The sequence below is a fragment of the Hydrogenophaga borbori genome, from assembly GCF_003417535.1.
GTDB lineage: Bacteria > Pseudomonadota > Gammaproteobacteria > Burkholderiales > Burkholderiaceae_C > Hydrogenophaga > Hydrogenophaga borbori.
Genome location: NZ_QVLS01000002.1, coordinates 548,163 through 569,256 on the forward strand (window position 1 = coordinate 548,163; position 21,094 = coordinate 569,256).

A 21,094-nucleotide genomic window follows, 5' to 3' on the forward strand; every position below is an offset into this window, starting at 1 on the left:
ATCGGCATCGGGAAATCCCTAGGTGGGAGCGGCCGGGCTCAGCGCGGCGCGTCGGGCGCCCGGTCCACCATGAGCGCGCGCGCCAGCACCGCGCCTTCCTGGCGCCAGAAGGCCGGGTCGGCCTCTTCGATGCGGCGGATGGCGTTGTTCATGTGGTTGAAGGCGGCGGCGCGGGCGGCGGCCGAGTCCTGGTCCTCGATGGCGGCCAGGATGGCCTCGTGCTCGTCGCGCACCTGGCGCGCGAAGTCGCCGCGCCGCGCCTCGTTGGCCCGCGTCACGCGCGTGGCGCCGTGCAGGAAGCGGCTGAGGTACTGCAGGGTGCTCAGCAGGAAGGGGTTCTTGGCCGCCTCGGCGATGGCGCGGTGGAAGGCCACGTCCTCGCGCACGCCGTCGCCACCGGCCTGCACGGCCTGGTCGAGCGTGGCGATGGCGTCGCGGATGGCCTGCACGTCGGCCGCGGTGCGGCGCTGCGCGGCCAGGCCGGCGACTTCGGCCTCCAGGGCGCGGCGCACCTCCACCATCTGGATCACCGCCTCCTTGGACACCGCGTAGCTGGCGTCGAAGCTCAGGGGGGGGATGCTGGCCTCCAGAACGTAGACGCCGCTGCCCTGGCGCGACTCGACCAGTCCGATCGATTTCAGGCGCGAGACCGCCTCGCGGACCACGGTGCGGCTGACCGAGAACTGCTCGGCCAGCTCGGGCTCGGTCGGCAGCTTGTCGCCGGGGCGCAGGCGGCCCGAGCGGATCTCCGCGCTCAGGGTGTCCGCGACCCGCTCCGACAGCCGCGCGCCCGGGGCGATGGCGGGAAAGGGCGATGAACCCGACATAATGGCCTCTCCTGAATTCATCCTACGACTTTATCGCATGAGCCCCGCCTTGCCCACGTTCCTCGTCGACGCCCTGGCGCACTGGGGTCCGCGCTGGCACCAGGACATCACGGCCGGCCGCGACGCCATGTTCGAGGCCTGGGCGCCGCTGCTGGCGGCCTCGGCGCTGGCCCCGACGGCGCGGGACCTGCCGTATGGCGAGGACCCGCGGCAGGTGCTCGACGTCTACGCCCCCCAGGTCGAGTGTTCAGGCGGCGGGCCGGGCGTGCCCATCCTGGTGTTCGTGCACGGCGGCGCCTTCGTGCGCGGCGACAAGGAGCAGACGCCCTGGATCTACGCCAACGTGCCGGCGGAATTTTCCCGCCATGGCTACCTGGCGTTCAACGTGGAGTACCGGCTGGCGCCCCAGTCGCCCTGGCCGGGCGGCGCCGAGGACGTGCGCGAGGCCTTGCGCTGGGTGGTGCGCCACGCCGCGCGCTGGGGCGGCGACCCCTCGCGCCTGTTCCTGATGGGGCATTCCGCGGCCTGCGCCCATTGCGCCAGTGCGCTCTGGGACGCGCGGGTGCGCCCCGACGGCGGCCTGCCCGTGGCCGGCCTGGTGCTGGTGAGCCCGCGCGTGGTGGCCGACACCCGCGCCGACAACCCCAACGCGCACGGCGTGCGCGCCTACTATGGCGAGGATGAGGCCCTGTACGCCGGGCGCGAACCCCTGGGGCAGGCGCGCGCCGACGCCCCGCCCACCTTCATCGCCCTGGCCCAGTACGAAAACCCCTTGCTGGACTTCTATGCGCTCGCGCTGGCGCAGCGCCTGGCGGTGGTGGCGGACCGGGACAAGGGGCCCATGCCGCGTGTCGTGCAACTGATGGACCACAACCACGTGAGCATCGTGGCGCAGTTCAACACCCCCTTCAACGCACTGGGCGGGCCGATCCGCGACTGGTTCGCACGCGTGCTGGCCGGCCAGTACGCCGGCGCGCCGGCCCTCAGCGCCTGAGCGCGGGCGCGGCGCCCGTCACCTCGGCCGCCGGTGCGTCGGCACGGCGCGCGTAGCGCTGCGCCAGCACGGCGCAGACCATGAGCTGCATCTGGTGGAACACCATCAGCGGCAGCACGATCGCGCCGGCCACGCTGGCCGAGAACAGCACGTTGGCCATGGGCACGCCGGTGATCAGGCTCTTGGTCGAGCCGCAGAAGACGATGGCGATCTCGTCCTCCTTGGCGAAGCCCAGCCGGCGGCTGCCCCAGGCGGTGAGCACCAGCACCACGGCCAGCAGCAGCGCGCACACCGCCAGCAGGCCGGCCATCGCCGACAGCGGCAGCTGCGACCACAGGCCGTCGACGACGGCGTGGCTGAAGGCGGCGTAGACCACCAGCAGGATGGAGCCCTGGTCCACCACCTTCATGACCACGGCGCGGCGCTGCAGGAAGCCGGCGATCCAGGGGCGCATCAGGTGGCCGACGACGAAGGGCAGCAGCAGCTGCAGGCTGATGCGGCCCACGGCCTCCAGCGGATCGCCCATGGCGGCGTCCTGCGTGAGCATCAGGCTCAGGGCCACGGGCGTCAGGAACACGCCCAGCAGCGTCGAGGCCGAGGCGGCGCAGACCGCCGCCGGCACGTTGCCGCGCGCCATGGAGACGAAGGCGATGGCCGATTGCACGGTGGCGGGCAGGGCACACAGGTAAATGACCCCGGTGTAGAGGTCCGGCGTCACCAAGGGGCGCAGCACGGGCGCCAGCGCCCAGCCGAACAGCGGGAACAGGGCGAAGGTGGTGGCCACCACCATCAGCTGCAGCCGCCAGTGCCCGATGCCGGCAAAGATGGCCGGGCGCGAGAGCTTGGCCCCGTGCAGGAAGAACAGCAGGCTCACGGCCGCCTTGGTGGCCCAGGCCAGCGCGTCGGCGAACACGCCCTGGGCCGGGAACAGGCTGGCCAGGATGACGGTGGCGATCAGGTAGAGCGTGAAGTTGTCGGGCAGCAGGCGGGAGCGGGCCATGGGAGAGCGCGGGCAGCGTGGTGGGCGATGAAGCGCGTGATTGGACCCGAGCGGTCAGCCAAAGAGAAATGAATTTGTGTGATCCATATATGATTCGGAATCATGAATGTGAGCTTGCGCCAATTGCGGGTGTTCCAGGCCGTGGCCGCGCATGGCAACTTCACCAAGGCCGGCGAGCACCTGGGGCTGACGCAGCCGGCCGTGAGCCGCTGCGTCACCGAGCTGGAGCACCAGCTGGGGCTCAAGCTGCTCGACCGCACCACGCGCGAGGTGGCGCTCACCGCCGCTGGCCGCAGCCTGGCGGCCCGCCTGGAGCGGGCGCTCGATGAGCTGGACGCCGTGCTGCTGGACGTGCGCGGCCTGGCCACGCAGCGCCAGGGCCGGGTGCGCGTGGCCAGCAGCCCCACGCTGTCGGCCCACCTGCTGCCCGAGTGCATCGCGCGCTGCCAGCGCGAGCACCCCGGCCTGGACCTGGTGCTGCTGGACCGCATGCAGAACGACGCGCTGGCCAGCGTGCTGTCGGGCGAGGTGGACTTCGGCGTCGTGATCGACCCCGGACCGCACGAGGACCTGCACGCCGAGGCCATCCTGTCGGAGCCCTTCTGCTTCGTCGGTCCGTCCGGGCACCGGCTGGTCCGCCGGCGCACGGTGCGCTGGGCCGACCTGGCCGGCGAGCCGCTGGTGCTGCTGGACCACGCCTCGGGCAGCCGGCGGCTCATCGACGAGGCCTTGCGCGCACACGGCGTGCAGGCGCAACTGGCGCAGGAGGTGGGCCACGTCACCACCATCTACCGCATGCTGGACGCCGGCCTGGGCGTGTCGGTGGTGCCCACGCTGGCCCTGCCGCCCAGCGGCCTGCCGGGCCTGCAGGCCCGGCCCCTGTCGCCGCGCGTGGAGCGGCGCATCCTGCTGGTGCGACGGGCGCGGCGCGTGCTGGCCCCGGTGGCCGAGCTGGCCTGGCAACTGGTGGCGCGCGTCGCGGCCGAGCGCGCCGCGGCCTAGGCGCGATCGGCTACCGACCGTTGGCGCGGGCGGCGGCGCGCTGCTGCCAGCGGCTGGCGAAGCCGCGCATCTCGGCCAGCCGGCGCGCCAGGTCGGCGCCTTGTGGGGTGAGCCGGTAGCCGCTGCCGTTGTGGTCGATCAGGCGCGCGGCACGCAGCTCCTTGATGCGGGTATTGAGCGTGTTGGGTGTGATGCCGCCCACGCTGTCCTGCAACAGGCGAAAGGTCTGCGGGTGGCCGTCGGACAGGGCCCAGAGCACGCGCATGGCGTAACGCGATTCCAGCAGTTCGAACAGCTGGGTCACGGCTTGCTGGTCCTTGCTCATCGGCGGTCTCCTGGCGCGGCCTGGACTGGGCTCTTCGCGCGTGTCTCGGATGAGCACTATAGGCAGCAAGCCGCCCGCTACCAAGTTGCTAGCTGTGTGCGGTGCAGCAATGTCGCGCCGCCGTCACCCGGGTTTGCCCCGATGGGCGCGGCGCGGGGCTTCAGATGGCGTCGTCGCCCAGGCCCTGCGCGGGGCCGCGGCGGTACACCTTGCGCAGCAGGCCAATGAGGGTCTGCACCTCGTCGGGCGTGAGCGCGCCGGTGGCTTCCGTCTCGAGTTCGGTGGCCGTCGCCTGGGCCTGGCGGTGCAGTTTCTGGCCGGCGGGCGTGAGGTGCAGGCCCTGGGCCCGGCGATCGCTGGGGTGGGGCTTGCGCACCACCAGGCCGCGCGCGTGCAAGGCCTTGACCATGCCCACCAGGTTGGGCGGCAGGATGTCCAGCGCGGCGCAGATCTGGCGCGAGGTGACGCCCGGGTTGTGCGCGATCACGGTGAGCACGGAGAAGTCCACCGGCCGCAGGCCATAGGGCGCCATGCGGCGCAGGAACACCGCGATGACGGTGAGGGCCGCGCGCCGCGCGTTGTAGCCCACCAGGGTTTCCAGGAAGTGGGTGTCGGGCAGGCCGTCGCCCGCGCCGCCGGCGTCATCGCCCGGCGGGCTGCCTTTGCGCGCGCCGCGGGGGCGGCGCATGGCGTTGGCGATGGAGACGTCGCTCATGCGGAGCTCGAGCGGGGCTCAGTGGCACAAGGCCTTGATGTCCTCGGGCACGGGGATGGCGCGGATGCGCGAGGCGTCGGCCGGGTCGCGCTCGCAGAAGGCGCGCACTTCGGTGCCTTCGCACAGCAGGGTGTCGCCACGCATCACGCGGTGCTGGTGTTTGAAGACCTTGGCGCCCCATTCGATGACGCTGGTGTGCACCTGCAGGCGCTCGCCGTAGGTGGCGGGCTTCATGAACTTGGTGTGGATCTCCAGCAGCGGCGTGCCGATGATGCCGCGCGTCTTGACCAGTTCGCGCCAGGGCTGCACGCCGCACTTGACGAAGAAGTTCAGCGAGGACGCGTCCATCCACTTGCTGAAATTGGGAAAGAAAACGATGCCGGCGGGGTCGCAGTCGCCGAACATGACTTCCACTTCATAGATCTGGGTTTTGCTCATCGGGGGGCCATGCGAAGCGCGCCGTCGAGACGGATCACTTCGCCATTCAGGTGCGTATTGGTGACGATGTGCGCGGCCAGGGCGGCGAACTCCTCGGGCTTGCCCAGGCGCGGCGGGAAGGGGATGCTCGCCGCCAGCGAGGCCTGCACCGCGTCGGGCAGCTGGCGCATCAGCGGCGTGGAGAACAACCCGGGCGCGATGGTACACACGCGGATGCCGTGCTGCGCGAGGTCGCGCGCCATGGGCAGCGTCATGCCGACCAGCCCGCCCTTGGAGGCGCTGTACGCCTGCTGGCCCACCTGGCCGTCGAAGGCGGCCACGCTGGCGGTGAACAGCATCACGCCGCGTTCGCCGTCCTCCAGCGCATCGAGCTTCGCGCAGGCGGCGGCGAACAGGCGGCTGGCGTTGTAGGTGCCGATGAGGTTGACCTGGATCACCTTGGCGAAGTCGTCCAACGGCGCGGCGCTGCCGTCCTTTTGCACCACGCGCTTGGCGGTGCCGATGCCGGCGATGTTCATGAGCAAACGCGCCGGGCCGTGCGCGGCGGCGGCCGTGTCCAGCGCCGCCTGCACGCTGGCGGTGTCGGTCACATCGCACTTCACCGCGATGCCGCCGATGTCCTGGGCCACGCGCTGCGCGCCTTCCAGGTTGACGTCGAGCACGGCGACCTTGGCGCCCAGGCGGGCGAGCTCGCGCGCGGTGGCTTCGCCCAGGCCCGAGCCGCCGCCGGTCACGAGCGCGGCCTGTCCTTCGATCTTCATGCGTGTCTCCTCTGTTCGGTGGTGGGAAGCAGGGTGTTGGCCGCCGCGCCCGCGTGCAGGGCAGCGACGAGTTCGGCGCGGTGCTTGAGCACGGCGCGCTGGTTGATGGAGCCCTTGTCGGTGACCTCGCCCTTGTCGATGCTGGGCGGTTCGGCCAGCAGGATCAGGCGCGCCACGCGCGTGGCGCTGCCGGTGGCCGTGGCCGCCAGGTCATTGAGCACCTGCTGGAAGTGCCCGAGCACCTTGGGGTGCGCCAGCACCTCGGCCAGCGGGGCCTCGGGCCCCAGGCCGGCCAGGCCGCGCACCGCACCGGTGGGGAACAGCATGGCGCCCACTTCGCGCTCGTTCAGGCCGGTGATGACCGCGTCCTGCACGAAGGGCGCGCCGGCCGCGATGATCTTCGCGCGCAGCGGGCCCACGCTGACGAAGGTGCCGGTGGCGAGCTTGAAATCCTCGGCGATGCGGCCGTCGAAGCGCAGGCCCAGGTTCGGCCGCGCGGGATCGATCCAGGCCACCGCGTCGCCGGTGCAGAAGAAGCCTTCCTCGTCGAAGGCCTCGGCCGTGGCCTCGGGGCTGCGCCAGTAGCCGGGCGTGATGTTGGGGCCGCGGTAGCGCACCTCGGTCTTGTCGCCACTGGGCACCAGCTTGAGCTGCAGCCCGGCCGCGGGCAGGCCCAGGTCGCCCGAGCGCACCTCGGGCCGCGTGATGTACAGGCCGAAGGGACCGGACTCGGTCATCCCCAGACCGGTGCCCATCACCACACGCTCGCCGATGGCCTGCTCCTGCACGCTGTGCAGCGTGTCCCACACGGGCTGCGCGAGCGCGGCGCCGGCGTAGAAGAACAGGCGCACGCGGCTCAGCAGGTTCGTGCGCAGCACCTCGTCGGTCTTCATCGCATTGGCGATGGCCTCGAAGCCGGTGGGTACGTTGAAGTAGACGGTGGGCGCGATCTCGCGCAGGTTGCGCAGGGTTTCGCCGATCAGCGCGGGCGTGGGCTTGCCGTCGTCGATGTAGAGCGTGCCGCCGTGCATGAGCGTGAGGCCCACGTTGTGGTTGCCGCCGAAGGTGTGGTTCCAGGGCAGCCAGTCCACCAGCACCGGGGGCGTGTGCGGGTCGGCCAGCACGGGCATGCTCTGCGCCATCTGCTGCTGGTTGGCGCACCACATGCGCTGGGTGTTGATGACGGCCTTGGGCAGCTTGGTGGAGCCCGAGGTGAAGAGGAACTTGGCGATGGTGTCGGGGCCGGTGGCGCGCATGGCCGCGTCCACGGCCGGCGTGGGAGCGGTGGCGCGCAGCGCCGCGAAGCTGGTGGTGGCGCGGCCGGGCACGCTGCCGCTGGCGGTGACGATCTCCACGTCCTCGCCGAGGGTGGCGAGCAGGGCGCGTTCGTAGCGCGGCGCGTCGGCGGCGAACACCAGGCCGGGCGTGAGCGTGTTCACCAGGTGGCGCAGCTTGTCGTAGTCCTGGCTCACCAGCGAGTAGGCGGGCGAGGCCGGCGCCCAGGGAATGCCCGCGTACAGGCAACCCAGCGCGATCTGCGCATGCTCCAGGTCGTTCTCGCTCACGATGAGCACGGGGCGTTCGGCGCTCAGGCCGCGGTCGAGCAGGGCCTGGCCGATGCAGCGCGCGGCGTCCAGGGCCTGGGCGTAGCTGAGCCGGACCCAGTCGCCTGTGCTGCCGTCGGCGTTCTTCGCGCGGCGCGCCATGAAGGTGCGCTCGGGCGCGGCGCTGGCCCAGTGCACCAGGCGGTCGGTCAGGCGGTGGGGAAAGGCGTGCAGCGGCTGGCGGGCCTGGAGGTAGGCGGTGCCGTCGGCCGTGTGGCGCAGTTCGGCTTCGGTGATGCCGAAGTCCAGCGCCCGGTAGCGGGGCGCTGCGCCGTCGCAAGCCTGTGCGCTGCGCGCTGCGGCGCGAGCGCCTTCGGGCGGCCGGGTGGCGCTCATTGCTTCTTGACCTTCGGGCCGCGGCCTTCCAGGAACTCGCGCACGCGGGCCTTGGCCTCGGGGGCGTCCTGGACGATGGCGGAGATCAGGGCCTCGGTGAAGAAGCCATGGTCGGCCGTTTGGTCGGCGATGCGCGGCAGCGCCTGCATCAGCGCGTAGTTGGTGAGCGGCGCGTTGCTGGCGATGCGCGTGGCCAGCTCCAGCGCCTTGTCCAGGGCCGTGCCCTGGGGCACCAGGTACTGCGCCAGGCCGGCGCGCTCGCCTTCCTCGGCGTTGAGCACGCGGCCGGTGAACATCATGTCGGCCATGCGCGCGGTGCCGATCAGGCGCGGGATGCGCACCGAGCCGCCGCCGCCGACGAAGATGCCACGCGAGCCTTCGGGCAGCGCGAAGAAGCTGGAGGTGTCGGCCACGCGCAGGTGGCAGGCGCTGGCCAGTTCCAGGCCGCCGCCCACCACGGCGCCGTGCAGCGCGGCCACCACGGGAACGGGGCCACGCTCCACCTGGTCCAGGGCGTGGTGCCACATGCGCGAGTGGTGCAGGCCGGCGGCGGCGTCGCGCTCGCTCAGCTCGGACAGGTCCAGGCCGGCGCAGAAGTGTTCGCCATGGCCATGGATGACGGCGGCACGCACGCTGTGCGGCATGCCCTGGAAGACGTCGCGGATGGCAAGCACCAGGCCGTCGTTGAGTGCGTTGCGCTTGCTGGGGCGGTTGAGGGTGATGAGGGCGATCTGCTGCTGGTCTCCGCGCAGTTCGATCGTCAGGTCGTTGGTCTGGATGGGCATGGGAAAGGGCCGCTGCGGCTTCTTGTGAAGGTGTCGGATTATTGTTATAAACGATAACCAAATTCAACCGTTTCCCTCGGAAAGAGGATGCGGGTTTTCCCTTACGTGGAGACGTGCTCTTGGCTGCGATGGCTGGGTGCTTTGTTCGCTTGGGTGGTGGGCTTCAGGTCTTGTTGGCGCCGACGGGGTTGGCGGGCCGAGGGCTTGGGCTGTGCCGCCGAGAGTTCCGATGCGCAGCCCTTCGCTGCGCGAAGGGTGCCCTGCGGTGCTCGGGTGGCCGGCCCCGCGGCATCACTCACCGCACGCCTCGGCTGCGCATAGGCGCCCCCAGCGGGACACCGCCCTGACACCACCAGCCAACCTGGCGCGAGATTCCCGCGTCCGCCAACCGGAAAAAGCCAAAAGCCGAGAAGACAAAAGAGACCCCATGGACCACCAGAACCTCATCGCCATCGACATCCACACCCACGCCGAAGTGAGCTGCTGGAACCCCTTCGACAACTACGGCGAGGAATACGACCGCGCGGCCGACAAGTACTTCGGCAGCAACCGCCGCCCCAGCATCGCCGAGACCATCGCCTACTACCGCGAGCGAAAGATCGGCCTGGTGATGTTCACCGTGGACAGCGAATCGAAACTGGGCCGCCGCCGCATCCCGAACGAGGAGATCGCCCAGGCCGCGCGCGAGAACAGCGACATGATGGTGGCCTTCGCCAGCATCGACCCGCACAAGGGCAAGATGGGCGCGCGCGAGGCCGAGCGCCTCATCCGGGAGGAAGGCGTCAAGGGCTTCAAGTTCCACCCCACGGTGCAGGGCTACCACCCCTACGACAGGATGGCCTGGCCCATCTACGAGGTGATCAACGCCCACAAGCTGCCGGCCATCTTCCACACCGGGCACAGCGGCATCGGCAGCGGCATGCGCTGCGGCGGCGGCCTGCGGCTGGAGTACAGCAACCCCATGCACCTGGACGACGTCGCCATCGACTTCCCCGACATGCAGATCGTGATGGCCCACCCCAGCTTCCCCTGGCAGGACGAGGCCCTGTCGGTGGCCACGCACAAGCCCAACGTCTGGATCGACCTGAGCGGCTGGAGCCCCAAGTACTTTCCCAAGCAGCTGGTGCAGTACGCCAACACCCTGCTCAAGGATCGCATCCTCTTCGGCAGCGACTACCCGCTGATCACGCCCGAGCGCTGGATGAAGGACTTCGAGGTCGCCGGCTTCAAGCCCGAGGTCATGCCCGGCATCCTCAAGGGCAACGCCGTGCGCCTGCTGGGCCTGGCATGAGGGCCTTCACCTCGCTCGCCGACATCGAGGCGCTGGAGCGCCGCCCGCTGGCCGAGGTGGCACCGCTGCGCACGCCCTATGGCCTGATCCGCGCCGCCGCCGAGCGCTTCCCCGAGCGCGAGGCCTTCACCTTCCTGCCCGACGCCGACCTGGCGCGCGCGCCGCGCCGCGTGAGCTACCGCGAGCTGCTGGCCATGGTGCACCGCGCGGCCAACGCCTTGCGTGCATTGGGTGTGGGCCCCGACGACAGCGTGGCCCTGCTCGCGCCCAACACGCCCGAGGCGCACGCCGTGCTGTGGGGCGCGCAACTGGCCGGCCGCGTCTGCCCCATCAACACGCTGCTGCAGCCGGACCACATCGCCTCGCTCATGCAGGCCGCGAACACCAAGGTGCTGGTCGCCCTGGGGCCCAACGCCGAGCTGGCGGTCTGGCCCACGGCGCTGAAGGCGCAGGCGCTGCACCCCTGCGCGCTGGTGCCGATCGCGGTCGACGAGGCCGTGCCGGGCCTGGCCTCGCTGCAGGAGCTGATGGCCGCGCAGCCCGACACGCTCGGCTTCGAGCCCGACCTGAACGCCGACCGGGTGGTCGCGCTGTTCCACACCGGCGGCACCACCGGCGCACCCAAGCTGGCACAGCACACCGCCGGCAACGAGGCGCACACCGCCTGGTTCGCGCACGCCTTCTACGGCTGCGACGAACACAGCGTCGAGGTGAATGGCTTTCCGCTGTTCCATGTGGCCGGCGCCTTCGTCTACGGCCTGGCGCTGCTGGCCATCGGCGCGCGCCAGGTGCTGCCCACGCTCAGCGGCATGCGCAACACCGGCTTCGTGCAGCGCTACTGGCGCTTCTGCGAGCGCGAGGGCGTGACGCACCTGGCCTGCGTGCCCACGGTGCTGGCCAGCCTGCTGGGCGTGCCCATCGATGCCGACCTCTCGCGCGTGCGCGCGGCCTACACGGGTGGCTCGCCACTGCCCGGCGAGCTCGCGCAGCGTTTCGAGGCCACCACCGGCATCGCGGTGCGCAACATCCTGGGCATGACGGAGTGCGCGGGCCTGGTCAGCATCGAGCCCCTGCTGGCGCCGCGCGTGGCCGGCTCGGCCGGCTGGCGCCTGCCGTTCACCGAGGTGCGCGCCGTGCCCTGGCGCGACGGCGAGGCCCGGCTGGACGAGCGCTGCGCGCCCGGCGAAACCGGCGTGGTGGTGCTGCGTGGGCCGCACATGAGCCCGGGCTACCTCGACGCGGCGCGCAACGCCGGCCTGTTCGAGCGGGGCTGGATCGTCTCGGGCGACCTCGGCCACCTCGACGCCGACGGCCGCGTGCACCTCACCGGCCGCGCCAAGGACGTGATCATCCGCGGCTCGCACAACATCGACCCCGGTCTGGTGGAAGACGCCTTCCTCGCCCACCCGGCCGTGGCGCAGTGCGCCGTGGTGGCCGAACCCGACGCCTACGCGGGCGAGGTGCCCGCGGCCTTCGTGGTCTTGCGCGAGGGCGCCAGCGCCGAGGCCGATGCCTTGCTGCGCGAGGTGGCGCCGCGGGTGTACGAGCGCCCCGCCGTGCCCAAGCGGGTGGTGGTCGTGCCGGCCCTGCCGCTCACCGCCATCGGCAAGGTGTTCAAGCCCGCGCTGCGGCTGCGAGCGATCGAACTCAAGCTGGCCGATCTGGCGCGCGAGCTGGCGCCAGACCGGGAGGCGGAGGTGAGCGCGGTGGACGAGGGCGGGCGCCAGCGCGCCACGGTGCGCTTCGCCGGCGCGGCCGACGCGGCGCTGGCCGAGGGCTTGCGGGCCGCCCTGGCGGCGATCGCGGTGCCGACGGCGGTGGAGTTCAGCGGGGTGGGCTGAGCGGCCTCACCAGCCGCCGCGCGCCAGCCAGCGCTCCAGCTGCTCCAGCTTGTCCACGCCCCAGAAGGGTTCGCCGTCCACCACCACCGTGGGCGAGCCGAACACACCTTGCGCCAGCGAGGCGTCGACCTCGGCGCGCAGCAGCGCGGCCGCTTCCTCGCCGGCGGCCGCGCGCGCCAGCGCCTCGCCCAGCACGGGCGCCAGCGCGTCGGGCGTGGACAGGTCCAGTCCCTGGCCCCAATAGGCACCGTAGACCGCGTGCACCACCGCGCTGGCGCGTTCGGGCTCGTGGCGATTGGTCCAGGCCAGGGCGCGGGCGCAGGCCAGCGGGTTCATCACCGCGTCGCGCGGCTGGCGCTTCATGGGCACGCCGCGCTCGCGCGCATAGCGGCGCACGTCGCGCTCCACGTAGTCGCCCTTGAGCGGCGTGTCCATCAGGGGCTTCAAGCCCATCACCTTCATCACCGCCACGCCCAGCAGCATGGGGTGCCAGGCGACCGAGCGGCCATGCCGGGCGGCGATGGCTTCCAGTCGCAGCGAGGCGAAGTAGCCATAAGGGGAGATGAAGTCGAGGTGGCAGTGCAGGGGCGCGGGCATGGGGTCGGGAGGCGGTATCGGGGCGATGGTTTCATACCATAACGGCATATCAGCCAGTCCCGAAACCGGCTTGTGCCGCCCCGCCGGCGCCTGCACAGTGGAGGCCTTGTGTCTGACGTGGCACATGCCTTCGGCGCGCCCTGGGTGGGCGCCGCCCGTCGATTGTTTTCTTCAGCCAGGTTCTTCCCATGACCCTTCTCCGTCGCCGCAGCGCGATCGTGGCCGCCGCCGCATTGGGCGCCACCTCGATCGCCGGCAAGGCTTTCGCCCAGCAGACCGTGACCCTGCGCCTGCACCAGTTCCTGCCGCCGCAGGCCACCATCCCGGCCCGTGCCATCGTGCCCTGGGCCAAGAAGGTGGAAAGCGAATCGGGCGGCCGCATCAAGGTGCAGTTGTTCCACTCGATGTCCATGGGCGGCTCGCCGCCGCAGCTGTTCGACCAGGCGCGCGACGGCGTCGCCGACATCGTCTGGACCGTGCTCGGCTACACCCCGGGCCGCTTCAACAAGGCCGAGGTGTTCGAGCTGCCCTTCATGAGCGGCAAGGCCGAGCCGGCCTCGCGCGCCTTCCACGAGTACGTGCAGCAGCACGCCGCCGACGAGTTCCGCCAGGTGCACCTGCTGGCCGCGCACACGCACGGCCCGGGCCTGTTCCACAGCAAGTCGGCCATCACCGGCCTGGACAGCCTGCGTGGCCTGAAGGTGCGCGGCGGCTCGCGCATCATCAACAACATGCTCACCAAGCTGGGCGCCGCCCCGGTGGGCATGCCGGTGCCGGCCGTGACGGAGGCGCTGTCCAAGTCGGTGATCGACGCCACCACCATTCCCTGGGAGGTGACGCCTTCGCTCAAGATCGCCGAGCTGGTGAAGCACCACACCTCGTTCTCGGGCCCCACGGGGCTGTTCACCCAGACCTTTGCGCTGGTGATGAACCGCGGCAGCTACCAGAAGCTGCCGGCCGATCTGAAGGCCATCATCGACAAGAACTCGGGCGTCGAGACGGCGGCCCTGTTCGGCCGCGCCATGGACGACGGCGACAAGGACGGCCTGGCGGTGGCGCAGAAGGCCGGCAACAGCATCGTCACCCTGGACGCCGCCGAAACCCAGCGCTGGAAAACCACCGCTGCCGCGGTGGAGGCCGACTGGGTGAAGGAGATGCAGGGCAAGAAGCTCGATGGCGCCAAGCTGGTCGCCGACGCGCGCGCGCTGATCGCCAAGCACAGCAAGTAAGCGGGTCAGCCCCGCGCGAACACAGGGCGGCCGCTGGCCGCCCTGTGTGTTTCAGCCCCAGACCTCGCGCGCCGTCTCCACCACCAGCGCCAGCTTCTTGCGCTGGTCTTCCACCGCGATGTTGTTGCCGTGCACCGTGCTGGAGAAGCCGCACTGCGGCGACAGGCAGAGCTGCTCCAGCGGGGCGTACTTCGCGGCTTCGGCGATGCGGCGCTTCAACTCGTCCTTGCTTTCCAGCTGGCCGAACTTGGTGGTCACCAGGCCCAGCACCACGGTCTTGCCGGGCTTGAGGTAGCGCAGCGGGCGGAAGTCGCCCGAGCGGTCGTCGTCGTACTCCATGAAGTAGGCGTCCAGGTGCATCTCGGTGAGCAGGGCCTCGGCCACGGGCTCGTAGTTGCCGGCCGCCGCGTGCGTGCTCTTGAAGTTGCCACGGCACAGGTGCATGGCCAGGGTCATGCCCTTGGGCTTCTTCGCCACCACCTTGTTGATGAAGGCGGCGTAGCGGTGCGGCAGCTCGTTCGGATCGTCGCCGCGCTGGCGCGCGGCCTCGCGCATCTTCTCGTCGCACAGGTAGGCCATGTTGGTGTCGTCCATCTGCACGTAGGTGCAGCCGGCGTCGGCCAGGCTCTGCAGCTCGTCCGCGTAGGCCTGGGCCACGTCGTCGTAGAACACCGGATCCAGCTCGGGGTAGGCGTCCTTGCTGATGCCGGCGCGCCCGCCGCGAAAGTGCAGCATGGTGGGGGAGGGGATGGTCACCTTGGGCATGAGGCCCGGCAGGCCCAGCGCCTTGACCTGCGCCTGCAGGTACTGGAAGTCGGCGAGCTGGATGTTCTTGGCGTGGCGCACCTTGTCGATCACGCGGATCACGGGCGGGGCCAGCTCTTCCGTGCCGTCGGGCTTGCGGATGGTGACGGGGATGTCGGTCTTCACGCCACCCAGCTGCTCCAGGAAGTCGATGTGGAAATAGGTGCGGCGGAACTCGCCGTCGGTGATGGACTGCAGGCCCACGTCGGCCTGGAACTTCACGATCTCGGTGATCGCGCGGTCTTCCACCGCGCGCAGCTGGGCCGCCGTGATCTCGCCCTTGGCTTTCTGTTCGCGCGCCTGCAGCAGGTAGGCCGGACGCAGAAAGCTGCCGACGTGGTCGGCGCGAAAGGGGGGATTCAGGCTCATGGGGTCTCCTCGGGGTTGCGGAAATGGACGGCGCCGACGGTAGCCCAAGCCCCGTTGGGCGGCAAGATCGGCGTTTTCAATGGATACATAAAAGCCAGAATCCGAGCTTGATTGAAGGATTTCATGGGGAAAACGGCGATTCGTGTATACATTGCGTATCCATGAATACCGATCCAGCCCACTTCCCGCTCAACGCCTGGTACGCCGCCGCCTACGACGTTGAGGTGGGACGGGCCCTGTTCCCCCGCACCGTCTGCCAGCAGAAGCTGGTGCTCTACCGCCAGACCGACGGCCGCGTGGCCGCCCTGGAGGACGCCTGCTGGCACCGGCTGCTGCCGCTGTCCATGGGCCGGCTGGAGGGCGACGAAGTGGTCTGCGGCTACCACGGCCTGGTGTTCAACGCCGAGGGGCGCTGCACCCACATGCCCAGCCAGGAAACCCTCAACCCCTCGGCCTGCGTGCGCCGCTTCCCGGTGGCGGAGCGGCACCGCTTCATCTGGGTCTGGCCGGGCGATCCGGCGCTGGCCGACGAATCGCTGATCCCCGACCTGCACTGGAACCACGACCCGGCCTGGGCGGGCGACGGCAAGATGATCCGCGTGCAGTGCGACTACCGCCTGGTCATCGACAACCTGATGGACCTCACGCACGAAACCTTCGTGCACGGCAGCAGCATCGGCAACCGCGCCGTGGCCGAGGCGCCTTTCGTGGCCACGCACGGCGAACGCACGGCCACGGTCACGCGCTGGATGGAGAACATCGAGGCGCCGCCGTTCTGGGCCGGGCAGCTGCGGCAGGCGCGCGGCCACCAGGGCCCGGTGGACCGCTGGCAGATCATCCGCTTCGAGGCGCCGTGCACCGTGGCCATCGACGTGGGCGTGGCGCCCACCGGCACCGGCGCTCCGCAGGGCGACCGCAGCCAGGGCGTCAACGGCATGGTGCTCAACACCATCACGCCCGAAAACGGCAACAGCTGTCTCTACTTCTGGGCCTTCGCGCGCAACTACTGCCTGGACGAACAGCGCCTGACGCACCAGCTGCGCGAGGGCGTGGCCGGCATCTTCCGCGAGGACGAGCTGGTGCTCGAAGCGCAGCAGAAGGCGATCGAGCAGCACCCCGACCACAAGTTCTACAACCTCAACATCGACGCCGGTGCCATGTGGGCGCGGCGCCTGATCGACAAGATGGTGGATGCCGAGCGCGGCACGCCCGGGGCGGGCTCCAGCGTCATTCCCATCCGCCGCGCCGGCTGATCCCATGGCCACCAGCACCTCCAACCCCATGCCCGACACCGCGCCCGAAAGCGCGCAGGTGCGCACGCTGCTGCAGCTGCGCGAACTCATCCTCTCGGGTGAGCTGCCCGGCGGCTCGCGCATCGCCGAGCTCGCCATCGTCGAGCGCCTGGGCGTGTCGCGCACGCCGGTGCGCGCCGCGCTGCTGCGCCTGGAGCAGGAAGGCCTGCTGCGCGCGCTGCCCGGCGGCGGCCACGTGGTGCAGACCTTCACCGAGCGCGACATCGCCGACGCCATCGAACTGCGCGGCACGCTCGAAGGCCTGCTGGCGCGCCTGGCGGCCGAGCGCGGCGCGCCGGCCGCCGTGCTGACCGAGGCGCGCGGCGTGCTGGAGCGCATCGACGCCGTGCTGGCCGCGCCCGCGCTGGACGCCGAGGCCTTCTCCGAGTACGTGGCGCTCAACAGCCGCCTGCACGAGTTGCTGGCCGAAATGGCCGACAGCCCCACGGTGGAGCGCCAGCTGGAGCGCGTGTGCGCGCTGCCGTTCGCCTCGCCTTCGGGCTTCGTGCTGGCCGAGGCCGGCTCGCCAGCGGCGCGCGACATGCTGGTGGTGGCGCAGGACCAGCACCGCCAGGTGCTGGACGCCATCGAACGCCGCGAGGGCGCGCGCGCCGAGGCCATCCTGCGCGAGCACTCGCGCCTGGCCCAGCGCAACCTGCGCGCCGTGCTCGCGGGCCACAGCAACAGCCCGACCCACGCGCCCGCGCTCAAACTCATCCGCCGCCGCTGACCCCATGAAAAGCAACCCGATCTGGCAGAACGCGCGCGTGGCCGCGCTGCGCGACCTCACCCCCAGCGTGCGCGAGTTCGTGCTGCAGCCGCTCGACGGCGCGGCCATCGCCTGGCCGCCCGGCGCGCACCTGCAGGTGCGCCTGCGCGTGGCCGGGCGCGAGCAGACCCGCTCGTACTCGCTGGTGGGCCAGCCGGCCGACACGCCCGGCGGCTACCGCATCGCCGTCAAACGGCTGGACGACGGGCGGGGCGGCTCGCGCGCGATGTGGTCGCTGGCCGAGGGCGACGCGCTGAGCCTGAGCGCACCGCAGAACCACTTCCCGCTGGACCTCGACGCGCCCGCCAGCCTGCTGGTGGCGGGCGGCATCGGCATCACGCCGATGGTGGCCATGGCCCAGGCCCTGGCGCGGCGCGGCCGTGCGGTGCGCCTGCTGTACGCCGCGCGCCACGCCGGCGAACTGGCCTATGCCGAGCGCCTGCGCGACACCCTGGGCGACCAGCTGGTGACGGCCGTGTCGGGGCAGGGCCAGCGCCTGGACCTGGCGGGCGAGCTGGCGGCCCTGCCGCCTGGCGCGCCGTGCTACGTCTGCGGTCCCAGCGGCCTGCTGGCGTCGCTGCGCTCGCTCTGGGCCCAGGCGGGGCGCCCCGCCAGCGGCCTGCGCTTCGAAACCTTCGGCAGCGGCGGCCAACGGCCCAGCCAGGCCTTCGCCCTGACCGTGCCCCGTCATGGGGCATCGCTCACCGTGTCGGCCGACGAGTCGCTGCTCGACGCCCTGGAGGCCGCCGGCATCGAGGTGATGAGCGACTGCCGGCGCGGCGAATGTGGCCTGTGCGCGATGGACGTGCTGGCCGTGGAGGGCGAGATCGACCACCGCGACGTCTTCCTCAGCGAGCACGAAAAGCAGGGCAATCGGCGCATCTGCGCCTGTGTCTCGCGCGTGGTGGGGCGCATCACCCTGGACAGCGCCTGGCGCGCCGACGCGGCGCACCACTGACAAACCCTGTGAGGGTTCCTACTGGTTTCATAACATAACGGCATAGCTGAAAGTCCTTCCCCGGACTGGCTGCTGTGCCAAGCCGCATGCACAGTGTGGGTGTTCAGTTCCCCCATCGCCCGTGCCAATGAGCACCCCCACCGAAGAGGGCCGGGCGCAACCCGAACGGAGACAAGGATGAAACCGATGAAGCGACGCGCCGCGCTGGCGCTGCTGGGTGCCTCGGCCACGCTGGCGCTGCCGGCCCTGGCGCAGCAGACGGTCACGCTGCGCCTGCACCAGATGCTGCCGCCGCAGGCCACCATTCCGGCGCGCGCCCTCACGCCCTGGGCGCAGAAGGTGGAAGCCGAATCGGGCGGCCGCATCAAGGTCCAGCTGTTCCACGCCATGCAGCTCGGCGGCGCGCCGCCGCAGCTCTACGACCAGGCCAAGGACGGCGTGGTCGACCTGACCTGGACGGTGCTGGGCTACACGCCCGGGCGCTTTCCCAAGACCGAGGTGTTCGAGCTGCCCTTCATGAGCGGCAACGCCGAATCGTCCTCGCGGGCGCTGCAGGAGTATGTCGAGAAGTTCGCGCCCGAGGAGTTCAAGGACGTCAAGCTCATCGCGGTGCACACGCACGGCCCCGGCCTGTTCCACACCAAGACGCCCGTCACCGGACTGGAAAGCCTGCGCGGCATGAAGATCCGCGGCGGCTCGCGCATCATCAACAACATGCTCACCAAGCTGGGCGCCACGCCCGTGGGCATGCCGGTGCCGGCGGTGACCGAGGCGCTGTCGAAGGGCGTGATCGACGGCACCACCATTCCCTGGGAGGTGACGCCCTCGCTGAAGGTGACCGAGCTGGTGAAGAACCACACCACCTTCGCCGGCAAGGAAGGCCTGTACACCCAGACCTTCGCCTTCTCCATGAACAAGGCCGCCTACGACAAGCTGCCCGCCGACCTGAAGGCCGTGATCGACAAGAACTCGGGCATCGAGACCGCCGCCATGTTCGGCCGCGCGATGGACGAGGGCGACAAGGCCGGCCGCGACATCGCCGTCAAGGCCGGCAACAACATCGTCGCGCTGGACGTGCAGGAGACGCAGCGCTGGCGGCGCACCGCCGCCTCGGTGGAGACCGACTGGGTCAATGAAATGAAAGCCAAGAACATCGACGGAGCCAAGCTGGCCGCGGAGGCCAGGGCGCTGATCGCCAAGTACAGCAAGTGATCCGTCCCTGCGGGATCAACGGCCGTCCTCGCCAGAGGGCGGCCTTTTTGTTGAGGGGGCGTGCGGCCGATGTTGGACAATCGCGCCTCTCAGTCTTTCGTAGAAAGCCATTCGCATGATTGCATTCATCTACCGGCTGTCCCAATGGGCGGCCATCATCGGCGGCTTGGCGCTGGTCGCGCTGACGCTGATGATCGTGGCCAGCGTGAGCGGCCGCGCGATGCTCGGGCTCGGCCTGGGCCCTGTTCCCGGTGACTTCGAACTCGTTGAAGTCGGCACCGCCATCGCGGTGTTTTTCTTCCTGCCCTGGACCTACCTCAAGGGCGGCCACGCCACGGTGGACCTGCTCTACATGCATCTGCCCGCCTGGGCGCAGAAGTCCATCGTTCTGGTGTGCGACCTGGTCATGCTGGTCGTGTGGCTGGTGCTCACCTGGAAGCTCTACGAAGGCATGATTGAAAAGAAGGACTACTTCGAGACCACCTTCATCCTGCAAATGCCGATCTGGTGGGCCTACGCGGCCTGCCTGGTGGGCGCGCTGGTCGGTTGCCTGGCCTACCTCGCCAAGACGGCGACCATGCTCGGCCTGGGCAAGGAGCCCGAAGGCTGGACCACCGAAGCGGGAGCGCACTGATGTCTGGCGTCGAACTCGCGGCCTGGTCCTTCCCGATCCTGCTGCTGCTCATCTTCGTGCGCGTGCCCATCGGGCTGGCGATGCTGGTCTGCGGCATGGCCGGGGCCTGGATGATCTACGGCACCGCCGATCCCATCCTGAACCAGCTCAAGCAGCTGACCTACAGCACCTTTTCCAACTACAACCTCTCGGTGATCCCGCTGTTCCTGCTGATGGGGCAGTTCGCGGCGCTGGGGGGCCTGTCGCAGGCCCTGTTCAAGGCGGCCGAGGCCTGGATCGGCCACCGCAAGGGCGGCGTGGCCATGGCCGCCGTCGGCGCCTGCGCCGGCTTCGGCGCCATCTGCGGTTCCTCGCTGGCAACCGCGGCCACCATGGGCCAGGTGGCGCTGCCCGAGCTCAAGCGCGCGGGCTACGCTGGCGGCATCTCCACCGCCACGCTGGCGGCGGGCGGCACGCTGGGCATTCTGATCCCGCCTTCGGTGGTGCTGGTGATCTACGCCATCCTGACCGAGCAGAACATCGCCAAGCTGTTCCTGGCCGCCTTCGTGCCCGGCGTGCTGGCCGCCATCGGCTACGTCATCGTCATTGCCGTTTACGCCCGCCTGAAGCCCGAGGAGGTGGGTTCCATGGCGCCGGTGCCCATGGCCCAGCGCTGGAAGGCCACCGTGAAGGTCTGGCCCGTGCTCACCATCTTCCTGGTGGTGGTCGGCGGCATCTACCTGGGTTACTTCACCCCCACCGAAGGCGCGGCCGTGGGCGCCTTCGGCACCGGCCTGGCGGCCTGGGCGGCCGGTGGCCTGAACCGCAAGACGCTGGTCGCGGCCGTCCTGGGCACGGCCGTGGCCACCGGCATGATCTTCATGATCGTGCTCGGCGCGGGGGTCTACAACACCTTCCTGGCCCTGTCGCAGCTGCCGCAGGAGGCCGCCTCGCTGGTGTCGGGCTCGGGCCTGAGTCCCATGGTGGTGCTGGTCGCCATCCTGGTCATCTACGTGATCCTGGGCTGCTTCATGGATTCCCTGTCCATGATCCTGCTGACCATTCCGGTGTTCTTCCCCGTGGTGACGGCGCTGGACTTCGGCATGCCGCCCGAGCACTTCGCCATCTGGTTCGGCATCCTGGTGCTGATCGTGGTGGAGGTGGGCCTGATCACGCCGCCGGTGGGCATGAACCTCTTCGTCATCAACAGCATGGCGAAGGACGTGCCCATTCTGGCGACCTACAAGGGCGTGCTGCCCTTCGTGTTCAGCGATTTCATCCGCACGGCGATCCTGGTGGCGTTCCCGGTGATCGTCACCTTCGTGCTGTAGC

The 21,094-nt window shown here is 70.4% G+C and carries 21 protein-coding genes; 11 read left to right on the forward strand and 10 right to left on the reverse strand.

Translation table 11 applies throughout. From position 1 onward, the window contains the following. Positions 1–38: 38 nt before the first annotated feature. On the reverse strand, positions 39–827 hold the full coding sequence (locus tag DY262_RS05545; RefSeq protein WP_116957944.1) for a FadR/GntR family transcriptional regulator: 789 nt from the start codon (positions 825–827) through the stop codon (positions 39–41). A gap of 37 nt (positions 828–864) precedes the next feature. Between DY262_RS05545 and DY262_RS05550 the strand changes: the two genes are divergently transcribed. Next, positions 865–1,821, forward strand: coding sequence for an alpha/beta hydrolase (locus DY262_RS05550; RefSeq protein WP_181936423.1), 957 nt, complete (start codon positions 865–867; stop codon positions 1,819–1,821). Here the strand turns inward: DY262_RS05550 and DY262_RS05555 are convergent. Continuing rightward, the gene (locus tag DY262_RS05555) at positions 1,811–2,821 is read right to left on the reverse strand and encodes a bile acid:sodium symporter family protein (RefSeq protein WP_116957945.1); all 1,011 of its coding nucleotides are present in this window, start codon (positions 2,819–2,821) and stop codon (positions 1,811–1,813) included. The two genes, DY262_RS05550 and DY262_RS05555, sit on opposite strands and share 11 nt — an antisense overlap. Positions 2,822–2,923: 102 nt before the next feature. On the opposite strand from DY262_RS05555, the gene DY262_RS05560 reads away from it, so the two are divergent. Continuing rightward, the gene (locus DY262_RS05560) at positions 2,924–3,823 is read left to right on the forward strand and encodes a LysR family transcriptional regulator (protein WP_116957946.1); all 900 of its coding nucleotides are present in this window, start codon (positions 2,924–2,926) and stop codon (positions 3,821–3,823) included. A 10-nt stretch (positions 3,824–3,833) separates the two neighbouring features. Here DY262_RS05560 and DY262_RS05565 read toward each other — a convergent pair whose 3' ends face one another. The 6 genes from DY262_RS05565 to DY262_RS05590 all read right to left on the reverse strand — a co-directional run bounded on the left by DY262_RS05565 (position 3,834) and on the right by DY262_RS05590 (position 8,787). Beyond that, complete coding sequence (locus tag DY262_RS05565; RefSeq protein WP_116957947.1) at positions 3,834–4,148, reverse strand: winged helix-turn-helix transcriptional regulator; 315 nt, start codon at positions 4,146–4,148, stop codon at positions 3,834–3,836. A gap of 160 nt (positions 4,149–4,308) precedes the next feature. Then, entirely contained in the window at positions 4,309–4,863 is a 555-nt protein-coding gene (locus DY262_RS05570; protein ID WP_116957948.1) for a MarR family winged helix-turn-helix transcriptional regulator, read from the reverse strand. An 18-nt stretch (positions 4,864–4,881) separates the two neighbouring features. Further along, on the reverse strand, positions 4,882–5,301 hold the full coding sequence (locus DY262_RS05575) for an acyl-CoA thioesterase (protein ID WP_070398706.1): 420 nt from the start codon (positions 5,299–5,301) through the stop codon (positions 4,882–4,884). After that, a complete protein-coding gene (locus DY262_RS05580) occupies positions 5,298–6,062 on the reverse strand; it encodes an SDR family NAD(P)-dependent oxidoreductase (RefSeq protein WP_116957949.1) in 765 nt (254 codons plus the stop codon). Before DY262_RS05580 ends, DY262_RS05575 begins: the two co-directional genes overlap by 4 nt. Continuing rightward, on the reverse strand, positions 6,059–8,002 hold the full coding sequence (locus DY262_RS05585; protein WP_116957950.1) for a feruloyl-CoA synthase: 1,944 nt from the start codon (positions 8,000–8,002) through the stop codon (positions 6,059–6,061). Before DY262_RS05585 ends, DY262_RS05580 begins: the two co-directional genes overlap by 4 nt. Then, entirely contained in the window at positions 7,999–8,787 is a 789-nt protein-coding gene (locus tag DY262_RS05590; protein ID WP_181936424.1) for a crotonase/enoyl-CoA hydratase family protein, read from the reverse strand. The genes DY262_RS05585 and DY262_RS05590 overlap by 4 nt, the downstream gene beginning before the upstream one ends. A gap of 427 nt (positions 8,788–9,214) precedes the next feature. Here DY262_RS05590 and DY262_RS05595 point away from each other — a divergent pair, with 427 nt between their 5' ends. Then, positions 9,215–10,078 carry an amidohydrolase family protein gene (locus tag DY262_RS05595; protein WP_116957951.1) on the forward strand — a complete coding sequence of 288 codons (864 nt, stop codon included), beginning with the start codon at positions 9,215–9,217 and terminating at the stop codon, positions 10,076–10,078. Next, positions 10,075–11,919 carry an AMP-binding protein gene (locus DY262_RS05600; protein ID WP_116957952.1) on the forward strand — a complete coding sequence of 615 codons (1,845 nt, stop codon included), beginning with the start codon at positions 10,075–10,077 and terminating at the stop codon, positions 11,917–11,919. Before DY262_RS05595 ends, DY262_RS05600 begins: the two co-directional genes overlap by 4 nt. 6 nt (positions 11,920–11,925) lie before the next feature. On the opposite strand, the gene DY262_RS05605 is transcribed toward DY262_RS05600, so the two are convergent. Beyond that, a complete protein-coding gene (locus DY262_RS05605; protein WP_181936425.1) occupies positions 11,926–12,516 on the reverse strand; it encodes a 2-hydroxychromene-2-carboxylate isomerase in 591 nt (196 codons plus the stop codon). 188 nt (positions 12,517–12,704) lie between these two features. Here DY262_RS05605 and DY262_RS05610 point away from each other — a divergent pair, with 188 nt between their 5' ends. Beyond that, the gene (locus tag DY262_RS05610; protein WP_116957954.1) at positions 12,705–13,745 is read left to right on the forward strand and encodes a TRAP transporter substrate-binding protein; all 1,041 of its coding nucleotides are present in this window, start codon (positions 12,705–12,707) and stop codon (positions 13,743–13,745) included. 51 nt (positions 13,746–13,796) lie between these two features. On the opposite strand, the gene DY262_RS05615 is transcribed toward DY262_RS05610, so the two are convergent. After that, a complete protein-coding gene (locus tag DY262_RS05615; RefSeq protein WP_116957955.1) occupies positions 13,797–14,918 on the reverse strand; it encodes a 5-methyltetrahydropteroyltriglutamate--homocysteine S-methyltransferase in 1,122 nt (373 codons plus the stop codon). Between the two features lie 161 nt (positions 14,919–15,079). Between DY262_RS05615 and DY262_RS05620 the strand changes: the two genes are divergently transcribed. The 6 genes from DY262_RS05620 to DY262_RS05645 all read left to right on the forward strand — a co-directional run bounded on the left by DY262_RS05620 (position 15,080) and on the right by DY262_RS05645 (position 21,093). Next, positions 15,080–16,171 carry an aromatic ring-hydroxylating dioxygenase subunit alpha gene (locus tag DY262_RS05620; RefSeq protein WP_116957956.1) on the forward strand — a complete coding sequence of 364 codons (1,092 nt, stop codon included), beginning with the start codon at positions 15,080–15,082 and terminating at the stop codon, positions 16,169–16,171. A gap of 4 nt (positions 16,172–16,175) precedes the next feature. Beyond that, on the forward strand, positions 16,176–16,940 hold the full coding sequence (locus DY262_RS05625) for a GntR family transcriptional regulator (protein ID WP_116957957.1): 765 nt from the start codon (positions 16,176–16,178) through the stop codon (positions 16,938–16,940). A 4-nt stretch (positions 16,941–16,944) separates the two neighbouring features. Next, positions 16,945–17,937 (forward strand): PDR/VanB family oxidoreductase, encoded by a 993-nt coding sequence (locus DY262_RS05630; RefSeq protein ID WP_116957958.1) that lies wholly within the window; start codon positions 16,945–16,947, stop codon positions 17,935–17,937. A 177-nt stretch (positions 17,938–18,114) separates the two neighbouring features. Then, complete coding sequence (locus DY262_RS05635; RefSeq protein ID WP_116957959.1) at positions 18,115–19,149, forward strand: TRAP transporter substrate-binding protein; 1,035 nt, start codon at positions 18,115–18,117, stop codon at positions 19,147–19,149. Between the two features lie 115 nt (positions 19,150–19,264). Then, positions 19,265–19,783, forward strand: coding sequence for a TRAP transporter small permease (locus DY262_RS05640; RefSeq protein WP_116957960.1), 519 nt, complete (start codon positions 19,265–19,267; stop codon positions 19,781–19,783). Beyond that, a complete protein-coding gene (locus DY262_RS05645) occupies positions 19,783–21,093 on the forward strand; it encodes a TRAP transporter large permease (protein WP_116957961.1) in 1,311 nt (436 codons plus the stop codon). The genes DY262_RS05640 and DY262_RS05645 overlap by 1 nt, the downstream gene beginning before the upstream one ends. Position 21,094 lies beyond the last annotated feature (1 nt).